Origin of the sequence: Pollutimonas rozaliensis (genome assembly GCF_048751585.1) — a bacterium.
Classification (GTDB): domain Bacteria; phylum Pseudomonadota; class Gammaproteobacteria; order Burkholderiales; family Burkholderiaceae_B.
In genome coordinates, this window is record NZ_JAZHOB010000001.1 from 569,810 (window position 1) to 585,242 (window position 15,433).

Sequence of the window (15,433 nt, forward strand, 5' to 3'; positions counted from 1 at the left end):
GAGGGCAATGGAGGGGCTCTGCCTTTCGCATGAAAAGATGGCGGCCGCTACGCGATCCGATAATATCGGCGCGCATTGTCATGGAATAATTTCATCTGGATCGATTCGGGCAGATCGCTGACTATTGTTTTGAATCCGCTGAAAATCGTATTGAACGACGCGCACAAGCCGTCAACCGGGAAATTGCTGGCAAACATGGCCCGATCCGAACCGAACAAATCAATGACCTGCCGGACTATCCATTCATTGGCTTCCACGGTCCAAGGAACGCCGCGCACACCAATACCGGATATCTTCACAGCCACATTGGGGCACTGCGCAAAGCGGGCCATTGCCTCGCGCCACTGCGCCAGGCCGGCTTCGCTGCGATCCTGAGGCAGGCCGGTATGATTCAGCAATATGGTGGTGTCGGGAAAATCCCGAGCCAGCCGGACAGCCTCGGGCAAGTTCCACCACGGCGTTTGAAGGTCGAAGTGCAGGCCTGAGTCGGCGAGCCGGGCATAACCGTTGCGCCATGCCGGATCGCTCATCAGTGTTGTCTGCTTGCCCACATCGTCCGGCCGCTCGGGCCCGCCGGGTTTGTGGCGCACGCTGCGGACCAATGGGAAGGCCGCTTGCGCCTTCAAGACTTCATCGGCGTTATCGTGATGCAGCCATGCTTGCGCAACGACAGCATTGGGGTAGCCGGCCAGGCAGGCCAGTTGCGTGATAAACCGCGTTTCGCCCAAGGGATCGGAGGGCTCCCACTCCGTTTCGATATACACCGACTGCACCACATTGTGGTCCGCCGTATCGGCCAGATAGTCTTCGGGAAAATACCGCCGCTTGATCGGGTTGTAATCGCCGTAGCGGAAGGGAATATTGACCTCGGGCCGCAGCCAGGGATGCGGATTATTCCGCGGATCCCAAAAGTGATGATGGGCATCGACAATCGGGCCTTCATAAATGACGTGGCTCATGGCGCCCTCTTCAATACGGATAACTTGCCGCCCATCCGGGGACGGGCGGCGCAAGAAAGATGAATCACCAGTCGGTGGCTATGTATTTGGCCTCCATGAACTCAAGCATCCCATGGTGCGCGCCCTCGCGTCCAAGGCCGCTTTGCTTGGTCCCGCCAAAAGGCGCGGCGGGGTCTGACACCAGACCGCGATTCAATGCCAGCATTCCGGCCTCCAGCCTTCCCGATACGCGCAGTCCGCGCGTCAGGTCCTGGGTATAGACGTAGGCCACCAGTCCATACTCGGTATCATTGGCCCGGGCCACCACCTCGTCTTCGGTGTCGAATACGTATATTGGCGCAACCGGCCCGAATATTTCTTCACGTTCCATGGCCGCCCCCGCGGGAACGTCGGTCAATACGGTGGGCAAGTAAAAGCACCCATCCTGATCCAGCGTCTTCCCGCCGCACAGGACTTTGGCGCCGCGCGAAACCGCATCATCGACCAGTTGCGCGACTTTATTTACCGCCGCGGCATCGATCAGCGGCCCGCAATCGGTATCTTCACGCGCCCCCGGCCCGACTTTAAGGCCAAGCATTTTTTCTGTCAGGCGGCGCGCAAACTCCTGTGCCACGCCGCGCTGGACATAGATCCGGTTCGCCGCCGTGCAGGCTTCGCCGCCATTGCGCATCTTGGCGATCATCGCCCCTTCCAGGGCCTTGTCCATATCCGCATCGTCGAAGACGATGAAAGGCGCGTTGCCGCCCAGCTCCATCGAACTATGGATCACCTGGTCGGCCGCTTTGCGCAACAGCACCCGCCCGACCTCCGTCGACCCGGTGAACGAAAGCTTGCGCACACGGGAATCATCCAGCATGGCATTGACCACTTCGGACGTCGTCGATGAAGTGATTACGTTCACCACCCCGTCAGGAACGCCGGCTTCCGCCAGAATCTTGGCGACGGCATAGGCCGTAAGCGGCGTGGCGGTAGCCGGCTTGAGCACGCAGGTACAACCGGCGGCCAATGCCGGCGCTATCTTCCGCGTAGCCATCGCCGCCGGAAAATTCCAGGGGGTTATCAATAGGGCTACCCCTATAGGCTGATACTGCACGAGAATCCGATTGGCGCCTGAAGGCGCAATGGACAAATCGCCGTTGATCCGAACCGCCTCTTCGGCGAACCAACGGAAAAATTCGGCCGCATAGGCGACTTCGCCCCTGGCATCCTTCAGCGCCTTCCCATTTTCCAACGAGATCAGTTCCGCCAGGCTTTCCGCGTCGCGCATCATCAGCTCATAGCACTTGCGCAGAATCTCCGATCGCTGGCGCGGAGCGGTCGCCGCCCATTTTTCGGCGGCAGCCGCGGCGGCATCCACAGCGGCAATGGCATCATCGGCGCTGGCGTCGGCCACCCCCAGGAGACGGCTGCCGTCCGAAGGATTCACCACGTCGATCGCACGATTGCGGCTGGCGGCGCGCCAGGCGCCACCGATGAAAAGCTTGTTGTCGTATACGCTATCCGTCATTTCTTTTCCTGTGTACTTGTTCATGTAAAGTATTCAAGCGGCCTTCATGGCTGCGACCAGTATCGACTTGATCGAAGCCGGATCCAGCGGGCGCGGATTGTTTTCCACCAAACGGGCGGCGCCCATGGATTGTGTGGCGATGTCTTCGATATGCTCTTCACGTATGCCTATTTCCCGAACGCTGCCCGGTATGCCTACGGCCGCAAGCAAGACGCGAATCGACGCGATCGCTTTGGTGGCTGACTCCATTTCCGTGTCATCGGCCGAGGCAACACCTATGGCGCGGCCTATTGCGGCGTATTCGGCTGTCGCGGCAGGCAGATTGAAATCCATCGTATAAGGCAGCAACACCCCTATCCCCAACCCATGCGCCGTCGAGGTCAAGGCGCCGATGGGATACTGAATCGCATGCGCCGCCGATGTGCCAGCGCTTCCGAATGCCAGGCCGGCATAGGTGGCGCCAAGCATGACCGAGCTGCGGGCGGCTATGTCGTCGCCCGCGTTGGTGGCGCGTTCCAGATTCTCGAAAATCAGCTTGATCGCCGTCAAGGCGTAGTGGTCGCTAAGGACGTTCTTGCCGACAAACACACGCCCCATTGCCATTTCGGGATCCGCCGGGCGCGATTTGGCGGCAAATGCTTCTATCGCATGCGTCAGCGCATCGGCGCCCGAGATCGCGGTAAGGCCTCTAGGGCAGGTAACGGTAAGTTCGGGATCGCAAATGGCGGTATGCGGAATCAGTTCAGGGCTGGAGATGCCCACCTTCATCGTCCGCTCGGAGTCGCCCAGGACCGCAACCGGCGTCACCTCGGCGCCCGTGCCCGAAGTGGTGGGCACGGCGATGACCGGACGTATCGGCCCCGGAACCTTGAACTCGCCGTAATACAGGGACAAAGGAGCGGGATGCACAAGAAGCAGGCTGACCAGCTTGGCCAGGTCGACGCAGCTGCCGCCGCCAATGCCTATCAGCACCTCGGGATCGAAATCCCGATACTGCTCGACGCAAGCAAGAATACTGCTCAGGGGAAGCTCGGCCTCTGTTTCACTGAAAAGCCGGGCTTGAACGCCATGAGCGGCCAGATCCGCAAGTATTTCCTGCATGACCGGCAGGCCGGCGAAGCGCGCATCCGTACAGATCAGCGCCCGCTTCCCAAGGCTGGCCGCGGCAATTCCGATGGAACGCCTTTGTCCGGGGCCGAATATCAATCGTGCCGGGGCCCTGGTGACGCCATAATCAAGCCTCATAAGTCTTCTCCTGAGTAGCCCGGCAAGGCGCCGGACCGTGTTGTGCCAGTTGTTGAATGTTTTCCCAGACGTCAGCGGCCAGGGATATGTTTCCGTCCATGCGTTCGGCGCGTGTTTTAAGGGCGCGATCGCCCGGCACCCGCACAGGCGTTGCCGGATCGGAGGGCGGTGATTGACGGATCGCCTCCAGGTAGCGCGACACCACAGCCCCTGTGTCCGCAAGCGGCTCCATCACGATGAATACATCGCCCTTGTTGCAGAGCTCCGTGGAGTCCAGGGTGCCTTTCACATCGCGCCCAATCGCGGAGCCGGCCAGGCTGGCGACCAGCAGCTCGAATGCCAGACCCAGTCCATAACCCTTGGCGCCGCCGAACGGCGCAATCGAGCCCGACTTGGCGGCGTTCGGATCCACAGTGGGATTGCCCTGCGCGTCCAGCGCCCAGTCAAGCGGTATCGGCAAGTCCCGGCTGGCGTGATCATGTATTTTCCCCATCGACACCAGGCTGGTCGCCATGTCGAACACAAAGGGGGCATCGGCGCCGGGCACGCCGATGGCAATCGGATTCGTGCCAAGCAGAGCCTGGCGGCCGCCCCACGGATGAACCAGCGCCTCGCTGATCGTCAGCGCGATCAATATCTGGCCTTGCGCCGCCACGTGCTCGGCATACCATGCAAGCATGCCCAGATGGTCGCAATTGCGCACGGCGGCCATCGAAACGCCGGTGTCGCTTGCCTTTCGGCATATTGTGCGCAGCGCTTCAACGGCGACAACAGGCCCCAACCCCTGACGGCCGTCGACCTGCCACAAGGCATTGCCCCGCCAGTGCCCCGCTCCGCTGGTGGATGGATCCGTCGCGCCGTTGCCTATGCGTTCAATGATGCGAGGCAGCCGCAACAGCCCATGCGATGGCACCCCACGCAGTTCCGCCTCCAGCAGCAGGGACAATTGCGTTTCAGCGTAACTGGGGGAAACGCCCGCCCGGCATAAGGCTTGCAAGCTGACGGATCGAATTTCCTGCAGACTCGGCATGGGTCTCCTTGACGCGCCCGCCCGCTCGTTCTATAGGGGCTGTTGTCGCTATAATTATGATTGAATATCAAATATCATATCCGATCTTAAATAACAGCGTCAATAAAAAGCTATAAACTATCCCCGTCCCGACATGATCGGGATTTCAATCCTTACGTGCTTAAGGCGAAAAGCGAGCCATGAAACCGTTACGTGAAAAACCAGAACCTGCCTATATAGAGCCGATACACCGCGTTTCTTTAAGCGAGGATGTCTACGAGGCGCTGGTTTCCCATCTGATTTCGCTGCGCGTCCGGCCCGGAGAGCGGCTCTCGGTCGATGCTCTGGCACGCCAGTTCGGCGTGTCGCAGACACCGATACGCGCGGCATTGATCCGGCTTGAAACCGAAGGGCTGGTGGTCAAGAAGTTCAATACCGGCTACAGCGCCGCGCCCATTCCTTCAGGCGCGCACTTTCGGGATGTGTATGCGATGCGCCTGCTGCTGGAGCCCGAGGCGGCTTTTCTTGCCACACAGCGCGTCGATAAAGAGGGATTGCAGCAGCTCGGCGAGCTGTGCGAGAAAATGGCCAGCCTGGTGGAAGACGACACGCATGCCAATTACGGGCGTTTCGCCCTTCTTGACGGCCAGTTCCATTCGCTGCTTGCTTCCTTATGCGGAAATCAGGTTCTGGCCGATACGCTGCATGGCTTCTATGCCCACATGAATCTGTTTCGCCTGCGCTATCACTCGGCGGTCGCCGAGGAAGCCATCAAGGAACACCTTGCAATCATGGACGCCATGAAGAAAGGCGATGCGCAGGCGGCCAAGGCCGCCATGGCCGCGCATATCGCGGCGTCCCGGGACAGGATGGAGCCGTATTATCAGACGGAGCAGTAGGCAGGCAGCCGCCGAAGAATAGGCGAATGCCGGTGATGTCTACACGTTGAACAAGAAGTTCAACACATCCCCATCCTTCACCACATACTCCTTCCCTTCGGCCCGCATCTTGCCGGCTTCCTTGGCGCCCTGCTCGCCCTTGCCGGCGATGAAGTCCTCGAACGCAATCGTCTGCGCACGAATGAAGCCGCGCTCGAAGTCGGTGTGGATGACGCCCGCCGCCTTGGGCGCGGTATCGCCGATGTGTATGGTCCAGGCGCGTACTTCCTTGACGCCCGCCGTGAAGTAGGTCTGCAAGCCCAGCAGGCTGTAGGCCGCGCGGATGACGCGGTTCAAGCCGGGCTCGTCCATGCCCATGTCGGCCAGGAACACATTCTTGTCTTCGTCGTCCAGTTCGGCGATTTCGGCCTCGACGGCGGCGCATACGGCCACGACGGGCGCGTTCTCGGCTTCGGCGTACTTTTGCACGGCGGTCAGGTGCGGGTTATTTTCGAAGCCGTCTTCCTTGACATTGGCCACGTACATGCAGCGCTTGGCGGTGATGAAGCAGAACTGCTTGATCAAGGCCAGGTCATCTTCGTCCAATCCCAGCGAGCGCACGGGCCGCGCTTCGTTCAGGACGGGAATGATTTTTTCCAGCAGCGCCACCAGCTTGATGCCTTCCTTGTCACCGGCGCGCGCCGTCTTCTGGTTGCGCTGCAAGGCTTTCTCGGCGGTGGCCAGGTCGGCCAGGGCCAATTCGGTATTGATGACTTCGATATCGGAAATGGGGTCGATGCGGCCGGCCACGTGGATCACGTTCTCGTCGTCGAAGCAGCGCACGACGTGCACGATGGCGTCGGTCTCGCGGATGTTGGCCAGAAACTGGTTGCCCAGGCCCTCGCCTTTGGATGCGCCGGCGACCAGGCCGGCGATGTCGACGAACTCGACCACGGCCGGCAGTATGCGCTCGGGCTTGACGATCTCGGCCAGCGCCGACAGGCGGCTATCCGGCACTTCAACGACGCCCACGTTCGGCTCTATGGTGCAGAAGGGATAGTTCTCGGCGGCGATGCCGGCCTTGGTCAAGGCATTGAACAGGGTTGATTTTCCGACGTTGGGCAGGCCAACGATGCCACATTGCAAAGCCATGAGTGTCCTGAGATATAAAGATAAAAACTGAAAAGAAGCTATTGTAGTGGTTTGGCCTTACGCCGCCAGTTCGGGCGCCATCCGTAGTATCAGCCACACCACCAGCAAGGGGCCGCCGTTGAACATGCCGTGCAAAAGCATGGAGGCGCCTATGCCGCGCTTGACGCGCAGCCAGCCCAGCACCAGGCCGGTCAGCCACTGGGGCAGGACCAGCAGCGGCAATAGCCACAGCGGCGTATGGTGCAGGTTGAAGTTGTACAGATGCACGGCGGCGAACAGCAGGGACGCAAGGTGGAAGGCCCAGGGAAAGCAGCGCCGGTAGACCAGGCGATAGCGCCAGGGCAGCGGCCGTCGGGTATACGGCATCGCCGCCATATAAGGCAGCCAGCATACGATCAATATGCCGGCCAGCAACAGGATGCCGGGCCAGCGAGCGCCCAGGACCATGGCGGCCACGGCGGCGGGCAACAGCCACCATGCCTGGCCTATGCGTCGCAAGCTGTAGCGAAAGACCAGTTCTTCGACCACCGGCGCCCACAGCAGGGCTTGCAGCCAGGGCACATTGTTCAAGTCCAGCCGGTGCGTGGCGCCGCCGGCGCCGGCGGCCGCCACGGCTATCGGCCCCAGGAACACCAGGTTGACGGCCCACAGGAAGATGGCCCATTTCAGCAGCCGGCCGATGGACAAGCCCGGAAACCAGTCTTCCCACCAGCCGCTGACGGCATGGCGGCCCGGCAGTCTTGGGCCGAAGCGCGGCTTGAAGATAAAGCGGAAAAAATCGCGCAGCTCGTCGCGAAAGCGCAAGCTGGATGGACGGCGCGCAGCGGCCAATGCCTCGTCAGCCACGATTGGCCTCGTGCAGCTGGCTGGTGGCCTGCGCGAATTCGCCGCGCAACAAGGCGGGGGTGATTGCGCGGCAGCGGTCTATGACCGCTTCTATTTCCTTCAGTTCGTCGCGGCGCGGCGGGTTCAGCACGAAGGCGGCAACCTGTTGCGCCAAGCCCAGCGTGCGGGGATGGCCAATGCCCAGCCTCAGGCGCCAGAAATCCGGGCTGGAAAATGCGGCCTGGATATCGCGCAAGCCGTTATGGCCCGCGTGTCCGCCTCCCTGTTTCAGCTTGACGCTGCCCGGAAGAAGATCAAGTTCATCGTGCAGTACCAGCACCTGCTCGGGAACCAGCTTGTAAAAACGCATCAACGCGCCGGCGGCCTGTCCCGAACGGTTCATATAGGTGGATGGCTTGGCAATGATGACCGCGTCGCCGTCGAAACGCGCCTTGGCCACCCAGGCGGAAAATGATTTTTCCAGCGTGAAGCCGGCCTTCAGATCGTCGGCCAGATGGTCCGCCAGCCAGAAGCCGGCATTGTGGCGGGTCGTTTCGTATTCGGGGCCGGGGTTGCCCAAGCCTATGATCAGGCGCACGGGAGGTTGAGTCATAGTCCAAGAGTCTACACAAGAAAAACCCCTGCCGGCTTATGGGCCAGGCAGGGGTTGGGCGGGACCGGGCTACACCCAGCGGCGCAGCGGCGCCCCGTCCGGATGGCGAGCCTTACTCCGCGGAGGGAGCGGCGGCATCGCCCTCGGCCGCATCGCCGCTATCGGTGGCGCCGCGCTGGGCCAGAGCGGCAGCCAACACCAGGTCGGCTTCAGCGCCGTGGACCGTGTGGGTCACGCCCTTGGGCAGGGTGATGTCCGACAGGTACACGTTGGCGCCGCCGGTCAACTGGGCCAGATCCACTTCAATGAACTTGGGCAGGTTGGCTGGCAGGCAAGTGACTTCCAGTTCGGTCATGACGTGGCTGATGATCTGGCTGCTAAGCTTGACCGCGGGCGAGATGTCGCCATTGATGAAGTGCAGGGGCACCTTCGTGGTGATGGTCTGCGATGCATCGACGCGCTGGAAATCGACGTGCAGGACTTGCTGCTTGTAGGGGTGCCATTGCACGGCACGCAACAGGACCTGGTCGGCCTTCTTGCCATCGAGCTCCATATCGAGAATGGAGGCGTGGAACTCTTCCTTGCGCAGGGCATGGTAGATTTCGTTGTGGTCGAGCTCGATGCTCAGCGGGTCGGCGGTGCCGCCATAGACAATGGCGGGAACACGGCCAGCGTGGCGCAGGCGGCGGCTCGCACTCGTACCCTTATCGCTACGCGAAGTGGCGTTGAATTTCATGGAAAACTCCAGTTGCTTTGAGCTTGCACTACCCTTGCGGATGCGCAGGCCCTGTTGGTAAACGCGGCGCTATCATGCGCCGCGAACGACTGCCGCCCGCCGCGACCAGCGGGCAACGGTATGCTTAATCGACGAAAAGGGAACTGACCGATTCGGCGTTGGAAATGCGTAATATGGTTTCGCCCAGCAGCGATGCGCAGGACAGCTGGCGTATTTTGCCGCAAGCGCGCGCCGCTTCCGAAAGCGGAATGGTGTCGGTGACGACCAGTTCGTCAAGCTCGGACTCGGCGATGCGCTGGACGGCGCCGCCCGACAGGACGGGATGCGTGCAATACGCATAGACAGTGCCCGCGCCCCGCTCTTTCAGGGCCTGGGCGGCCTTGCACAAGGTGCCGGCGGTGTCGACCATGTCATCCATGATGATACAGGTGCGGCCATCGACTTCGCCGATGATGTTCATGACTTCCGACACATTGGCCCGCGGACGGCGTTTGTCGATAATGGCCAGGTCGGCTTCCAATTGCTTGGCCAGCGCGCGGGCGCGAACCACGCCGCCGATGTCGGGCGACACCACGACCAGGTTCTGATAGTTGCGGCGCCAGATATCGCCCAGCAATATGGGGCCGGCATAAATATTGTCGACCGGGATATCGAAAAACCCCTGGATCTGGTCGGCATGCAGGTCCATGGTCATGACGCGGTCGACGCCCACGACCTGCAGCATGTTGGCTACCACCTTGGCCGAAATGGAAACCCGCGCGGAGCGGGGGCGTCGATCTTGGCGTGCGTAGCCGAAATAAGGAATCGCGGCGGTTATCTTGCCCGCCGAGGCACGGCGCAGGGCATCGACCATGACCATGATTTCCATCAGGTTGTCGTTGGTCGGCGCGCACGTGGGCTGCAGCACGAAAACGTCTTTGCCACGCACATTTTCATTGATTTCCACCATGACTTCGCCATCTGAAAAACGACCGACGGTCATTTTCCCGAGCGACATGTCAAGGTGATTTGCAACATCGACCGCTAAACGAGTGTTAGCCGTGCCGGTAAAAATCATGAATCTGTCGTGTGCCATGGCGGAGGGTAGATTGCGTAGCGTTAAACAACAAAGCTGTTGACCAGCACCGCCGTTTGGGGCCGACTCAACAGCTTTACGTTAACTGCAAGCCTGTTGGCTTGAAAAAATGGCTGGGGAAGAAGGATTCGAACCTTCGCATGCTGGAATCAAAATCCAGTGCCTTAACCAGCTTGGCGATTCCCCAATTCAACTGCTTATCCAGTCTCGTAGCGGGTGATCCATCAACCCGGAGCAAGCCCAGGCGTTTTGAACTACCGCTGCGTTGCCGCTTTCGCGACAAGATATTTTACCGATTATTTGCTGTCGGCACACGACTGCTTGTTCCAGCGTTACAAACTCTGCAAAAAAACAAGAGCCCGAACCGCTCATTCTTGCGCTTAACCCTTGTTGACCAAGCCAGCTGCATGCTGCCCCGACACGCGGATACTTCGCAAAAACGACTGGCTCAAGATCGTTGCGTCCAAAAAAACCGTTCTCGAAAAAACCGTTATCGGGCGCATTGATTTTTTGCCAATCAGCAAAGACCGATATTTTGACCGAAGGAGAATTCCTTGTCAAATCGGGCGATGAAAACACCCCTGCGGTCGGGACACTTTGCGGCGGCTGCACAACAAGATAGGCACGCTCCGGCAGCTCCAGCGGCGACAGGACTTCCCCCACGCCTTCCGCGAAAGCGGGCTGGCCATACAGGAACACGGGCACGTCCGCGCCCAGCGGCAAGGCCAGCTTCATAAGGTCCCGGCGGCTCAGGCCCGTCCGCCACAAGCGATTCAGGGCGATCAGCGTGGTGGCGGCATCGCTGGAGCCCCCGCCCAGCCCGCCGCCGGAAGGAATGACCTTGCGATAGCGGATTTGCGCGCCCAGCGACGTGCCTGTGGCCTGCTGCAGGGCGCGTGCGGCGCGCACCACCAGGTCGTCATCGTGGGCCAGTCCGGCCATGCCTTCGCCTTCGCGCAAGATATGCCCGTCGCGGCGCAAGTCGAAGCTGAGCGTATCGCACAGGTCGATGAAGCGGAATGCGGTCTGCAACAGGTGATAGCCGTCGTCGCGGCGGCCCGTTACGTGCAGGAAAAGATTGATCTTGGCCGGCGCCGGCACATCGTACAAAGCCATTGAACCCGCCTAGTCGTCGACCACCAGGCGCACGCTGATGCTGCGATCGGGATCGTTGCGGTTCATCTGCAACAAGGCCGGCCCCTGGCCGTCGTAGCGTGAAAGCTGTACACGCCAGCCATCCTGGCTGAATGCGCTCACCTGGCCCTGCTCGTTCTTTTGAAGTCCGGACACGCCGACTCCGGCGACCTGGCCTCGCAGCCAGTCACGCAAGCCCGCCACGGGTATGGGACTGCCCAGCACCTGCTCGACCAGCGCGTCGGGATGCGCCGCTTGTTCGCGCACGCCATTGCTGCGCGTCAGCGTGGCCAGCCCCGGCTCGACTTCGACCCGCGCCAGTGTGTTGCCCAGCGGATTGGCCAAATCCAGCGTCAGCACACTGCCCGTATCGCGCCAGGCGAAACCGCCCTGCACCGCCTCGTGCCTGCCGCCGAAGTAATTCACACTTACCGCAAAGCGCCCCGCGCGCTCGAACGCGGCTCCGGATGCATCGCGGCCGATTTTCTGCGGGGTCGCGCAGGCGGCCAGTAAAAGAGCCGCCAGGCCCGCAGCCCACCATGCCCTGTAACGCCGCAACAGCCTTTGCATCATTCCAGATCCACTCCCAAGCGTTGCAAGGTCTTTACCAGGGTTTCGTTTTCAGCGTCCTGCTTCATGCCTTCGCGCCAGATGCGCCTGGCTTCGTCGCCGCGTTTGCTGACCCACAGGACCTCGCCCAGATGGGCCGCCACATCGGCCGTGGGCAACTGCTGATAAGAGCGCTCCAGGTATTCGATGGCCGCCTCGTTGTCGCCCGTGCGAAACAGATACCAGCCCACGCTATCCAGTATGTAGGGATTGTCGGGGTCCAATTCCAGGGCGCGTTCCAGAAGGTCCTGCGCTTCGTCCAGCTTGCGGTTTTGATCCGCGTAGGTGTAGCCCAGCGAGTTGTACGCGTTGGCGTTGTTCGGGTCCAGTTCGATGACGCGCCTCATCAGCGCCTCGAATTCGTCCATTTTGCCCTGGCGCTCGTAAAGCATGGCCAGGTCATATTTGACTTCGGAACTGTTGGGGATTTCTTTATCGGCCTTGGCCAGAACCTCGACCGCCGTATCCGTGCGGCCGGCCTCGCGATAGATGGAGGCCAGGGTCAGGGCCACCACGGACCGCTCATGGTTGTCCTGAGGCTTCAGGGCATCGATGGTCTGGCGCGCCTGATCCAGCCGCCCTTTCCTGGCCTGCAGCACCGCCTTGTGGACTTGCGCCTGGAAGCGCAGGGACGGGTCGTCGATTCGGTCGAGCTCGGCAATGGCATCATCGATGCGATCCTGCTTCTCGGCGATCTGCACCAACAGCAGGCGCGCGTCCGACGCATCGGCGGCGGCGCTGGTGGCTTTGTCGCTGATGGACTGCCGGCGTTGAGTCTGCACATTGATGTATTCGCGCAGCAGCGCTTGCGCCTGCGTATAGCGCTCGGCTCGCACATTGACCTGGGCCTCGTTGTACAGCAGGTCGAAGTCCTCGGGAGCCTGGCGGCGCATGGTCTGGATTTGCGAGATCGCGGCGTCGAACTCATGGCGGTCCGCAAGGCGGCTGACCAGCATCAGTTGAAGCTTGCGGCTACCCGGGTGCTTGTCCAGATAGGCACGCGTGCTGTTGATGGCAGCGGCCGGATCCACCTTGAGCCCGTATTCAAGCACTCTTTGGGCGGCGGCGTCGGAATCGGGTTCCATGGCCTGGGCCTGCTTGGCTTCATCCAGGGCCCGGGCGGGCTCGGATGCCGCCCATGCCGCATCGGCCAGCGCCAGGTGGGCCACCGGCAGAGACCGGACAGACGGATGCAAAGCCTGTTCCAGCACATCCAGCGCAAGGCGCTTGTCGGCCATCTTGGCGACGATGGCCGACGCCTGCGCCACGGCCTGCTCTTTATCCTGGGCTTTTTCTATGCGCGCCCATAAAGCGGACGCCAGGCCCGAGGTCTGGCCGTTGGACGCGGCCAGCGCCAGCGACGACGCAACCGCTTCCGGATCTCGGGGGGAAAGCAGCGCCCATTCGCGCGCGGCGCTGAGCGCCTGCGTCATGTTGCGGTCGGCGATGGAAAACTGGAAGGCCCGCTTGGCCAGCCGCGGATCGGAGGTTTCGCGCGCCAGGTCGAGCAGCGCCTGGCCGGCCACATCGTAGCGCCCTCGGCTGGCGGCGACTTCCGAAGTGAGTATCCTGTAAAGGATATCGGCGGTAAGCTTGACTGCGGGAAGCTCGCCGGCGCGTAGGCGGATCTGCTCGACCTGCCCGACGGGCTCGTCGGCCGGGGCGGAATGCGCGGGAGCAGGCCAATGCGCAAAAACAGGCGCCAACACCGTAAACAGCAAGGGAATTGAAAGTTTCATTCAAGAGGACCATCGCCGCTGCGCCCGGAATAAGCGTCAGATGGCAAAATTACACAGTCAGATTTAAAGATGTTATCACCCCCTTATGCCCGAACTGCCAGAAGTCGAAACGACACGTCGCGGAATAGCGACGATTATGCCCGGCCACGTGCTCGAGCGCTTTGTGGTTTACGAGCCGCGCATGCGCTGGCCCATTCCCGTCGATCTGCCCGCCAGGATCAGCGGCCGGAAAGTACTGAGTTGCGAACGCCGCGGCAAGTATCTGCTGATCAATTTCGATCACGGCACGCAAATCATCCACCTGGGCATGTCCGGCTCGCTGCGCCGGGCGCCCCCCGATGAGCCCCGGCGCAAGCACGACCATGCCGAATGGATTTTCGGCCACGCCCGGTTTCTGCTGCACGATCCGCGCCGCTTCGGCGCGGTGCTGTGGCACGATGCCGCGGACGGCGCCATCGCCGCCCATCCCCTGCTGGCCGTACTGGGCGTGGAACCCTTCGACGAGCAATTCACCGCGGAGTTCCTTCATGGCAGGCTGAAGGGCAAAACCCTGGCCATCAAGCAGGCGCTGCTGGCGGGGCATATCGTCGTGGGTGTCGGCAATATCTATGCCTCGGAGGCGCTGTTCCGGGCCCGTATCAATCCCCGCACTCCGGCCGGCACGGTATCGCTTGCGCGCTGCAAGGCCCTGGCCGCGGCCATCCGGCAAACACTGGGCGAGGCGCTGGACTCGGGCGGCAGCACCCTGCGCGATTACGTCAATGCCACCGGCCAGCCCGGCGCCTACTTCGACATGCATGCGGCGGTATATGAAAAAGCGGGGAAGCCCTGCATCGTGTGCGCCACGCCCATACGGCGCATCGTCCAGGGCCAGCGCGCCAGCTATTTCTGCCCGAAATGCCAGCGTCGATAAGTTTCATTCGTTTATAACAAACACATTGCATATAAACGAACAATGCGATATATTCTTTCTTATTAACGGAGACTTACCCATGAGCAAACAGTTCGCGTCCCACGCCGATCTCGACGACAAAGTCGTTTCATTTGAAAAACTATCCGATAACGCCTATGCCTACACGGCTGAAGGCGACCCCAACACGGGCATCATCGTCGGCGACGAATCCGTCATGGTGATAGACACGCAAGCCACGCCTGTGATGGCGCAAGACGTCATCCGCCGCGTCCGCGAAGTCACCGACAAACCCATCAAGTACATCCTGCTGTCGCACTATCACGCCGTGCGCGTGCTGGGCGCCTCGGCCTACAACGCCCAGGAAATCATCGCCAGCCGCGATACCTACGACCTGATCGTCGAACGCGGCGAACAGGACAAGGCCAGCGAAATCGGCCGTTTCCCCCGCCTGTTCCGCAACGTTGAATCCGTGCCCCCCGGCCTGACCTGGCCGACCATTACCTTCGACGGCGAGATGACGGTCAACCTGGGCAACCTGGAAGTCCAGATTCTGCAAGTGGGCCGCGGCCATACCAAGGGCGACACCATTGCCTGGCTGCCCGAGCAGCGCATCCTGTTCGCGGGCGACCTGGTCGAATACCAATCCACTCCCTATGCGGGCGACTGCTACTTCCGCGAATGGCCGCACACGCTGGACACGCTGGCTGAGTTCAATGCCGAGAAGATGGTGCCCGGACGCGGCCCGGCGCTGAAATCGGCCGACGAAGTGCGCAAGGGCCTGGCCGGCACACGCGCCTTCCTGACGGACCTGTACACCTGCGTGAATACCGGCGTTGCCGAGGGCAAGGACTTGAAAACGATATACCGCGAAACCTATGATTTCATGAAGCCGCGTTATGCCGACTGGGTCATCTTCGACCATTGCATGCCCTTCGACGTCTCGCGCGCCTACGACGAAGCCACCGGCTACGACGACCCGCGCATCTGGACGGCGGAACGCGATATCGAAATGTGGAAGCAGCTTGAAGGCCAATAAATA

Annotated in this window: 15 protein-coding genes and 1 tRNA gene; 3 read left to right on the plus strand and 13 right to left on the minus strand. The window is 61.3% G+C overall.

The genetic code is table 11. The features are described from left to right. Positions 1–47: 47 nt before the first annotated feature. From V0R37_RS02685 to V0R37_RS02700, 4 genes are all read right to left on the minus strand, one after another. Positions 48–959, minus strand: a complete 912-nt coding sequence (locus tag V0R37_RS02685; protein ID WP_420373021.1) for an amidohydrolase family protein — start codon at positions 957–959, stop codon at positions 48–50. Positions 960–1,023: 64 nt separating this feature from the next. Beyond that, positions 1,024–2,466 carry an NAD-dependent succinate-semialdehyde dehydrogenase gene (locus V0R37_RS02690; RefSeq protein ID WP_420373022.1) on the minus strand — a complete coding sequence of 481 codons (1,443 nt, stop codon included), beginning with the start codon at positions 2,464–2,466 and terminating at the stop codon, positions 1,024–1,026. Positions 2,467–2,499: 33 nt separating this feature from the next. After that, positions 2,500–3,711 carry an iron-containing alcohol dehydrogenase gene (locus V0R37_RS02695; RefSeq protein WP_420373023.1) on the minus strand — a complete coding sequence of 404 codons (1,212 nt, stop codon included), beginning with the start codon at positions 3,709–3,711 and terminating at the stop codon, positions 2,500–2,502. Then, positions 3,701–4,741: an Ldh family oxidoreductase gene (locus tag V0R37_RS02700; RefSeq protein ID WP_420373024.1), complete on the minus strand. Its 1,041-nt coding sequence runs from the start codon at positions 4,739–4,741 to the stop codon at positions 3,701–3,703. Before V0R37_RS02700 ends, V0R37_RS02695 begins: the two co-directional genes overlap by 11 nt. A gap of 179 nt (positions 4,742–4,920) precedes the next feature. Between V0R37_RS02700 and V0R37_RS02705 the strand changes: the two genes are divergently transcribed. Then, positions 4,921–5,619 (plus strand): GntR family transcriptional regulator, encoded by a 699-nt coding sequence (locus tag V0R37_RS02705; protein WP_420373025.1) that lies wholly within the window; start codon positions 4,921–4,923, stop codon positions 5,617–5,619. A gap of 39 nt (positions 5,620–5,658) precedes the next feature. Here the strand turns inward: V0R37_RS02705 and ychF are convergent, their stop codons facing one another. The 9 genes from ychF to V0R37_RS02750 all read right to left on the minus strand — a co-directional run bounded on the left by ychF (position 5,659) and on the right by V0R37_RS02750 (position 13,481). Beyond that, entirely contained in the window at positions 5,659–6,750 is a 1,092-nt protein-coding gene (gene ychF, locus V0R37_RS02710) for a redox-regulated ATPase YchF (RefSeq protein ID WP_420373026.1), read from the minus strand. 57 nt (positions 6,751–6,807) lie between these two features. Continuing rightward, complete coding sequence (locus V0R37_RS02715; protein ID WP_420373027.1) at positions 6,808–7,596, minus strand: CPBP family glutamic-type intramembrane protease; 789 nt, start codon at positions 7,594–7,596, stop codon at positions 6,808–6,810. Continuing rightward, positions 7,589–8,188, minus strand: coding sequence for an aminoacyl-tRNA hydrolase (gene pth / locus V0R37_RS02720; RefSeq protein ID WP_420373028.1), 600 nt, complete (start codon positions 8,186–8,188; stop codon positions 7,589–7,591). Before pth ends, V0R37_RS02715 begins: the two co-directional genes overlap by 8 nt. Before the next feature lie 112 nt (positions 8,189–8,300). Then, entirely contained in the window at positions 8,301–8,924 is a 624-nt protein-coding gene (locus tag V0R37_RS02725) for a 50S ribosomal protein L25/general stress protein Ctc (protein ID WP_420373029.1), read from the minus strand. A gap of 124 nt (positions 8,925–9,048) precedes the next feature. Further along, entirely contained in the window at positions 9,049–9,999 is a 951-nt protein-coding gene (locus V0R37_RS02730) for a ribose-phosphate pyrophosphokinase (protein ID WP_420373030.1), read from the minus strand. Between the two features lie 110 nt (positions 10,000–10,109). Then, positions 10,110–10,186 (minus strand) — tRNA-Gln (locus V0R37_RS02735). A 2-nt stretch (positions 10,187–10,188) separates the two neighbouring features. Continuing rightward, positions 10,189–11,115, minus strand: a complete 927-nt coding sequence (gene ispE, locus V0R37_RS02740; RefSeq protein ID WP_420373031.1) for a 4-(cytidine 5'-diphospho)-2-C-methyl-D-erythritol kinase — start codon at positions 11,113–11,115, stop codon at positions 10,189–10,191. 9 nt (positions 11,116–11,124) lie between these two features. Continuing rightward, complete coding sequence (lolB, locus tag V0R37_RS02745; RefSeq protein ID WP_420373032.1) at positions 11,125–11,706, minus strand: lipoprotein insertase outer membrane protein LolB; 582 nt, start codon at positions 11,704–11,706, stop codon at positions 11,125–11,127. Beyond that, positions 11,703–13,481: a tetratricopeptide repeat protein gene (locus V0R37_RS02750; RefSeq protein ID WP_420373033.1), complete on the minus strand. Its 1,779-nt coding sequence runs from the start codon at positions 13,479–13,481 to the stop codon at positions 11,703–11,705. The genes lolB and V0R37_RS02750 overlap by 4 nt, the downstream gene beginning before the upstream one ends. Positions 13,482–13,566: 85 nt before the next feature. Here V0R37_RS02750 and mutM point away from each other — a divergent pair, with 85 nt between their 5' ends. Beyond that, a complete protein-coding gene (gene mutM / locus V0R37_RS02755; RefSeq protein WP_420373034.1) occupies positions 13,567–14,394 on the plus strand; it encodes a bifunctional DNA-formamidopyrimidine glycosylase/DNA-(apurinic or apyrimidinic site) lyase in 828 nt (275 codons plus the stop codon). Positions 14,395–14,473: 79 nt separating this feature from the next. After that, positions 14,474–15,430, plus strand: a complete 957-nt coding sequence (locus V0R37_RS02760) for an MBL fold metallo-hydrolase (RefSeq protein WP_420373035.1) — start codon at positions 14,474–14,476, stop codon at positions 15,428–15,430. Positions 15,431–15,433: the final 3 nt, after the last annotated feature.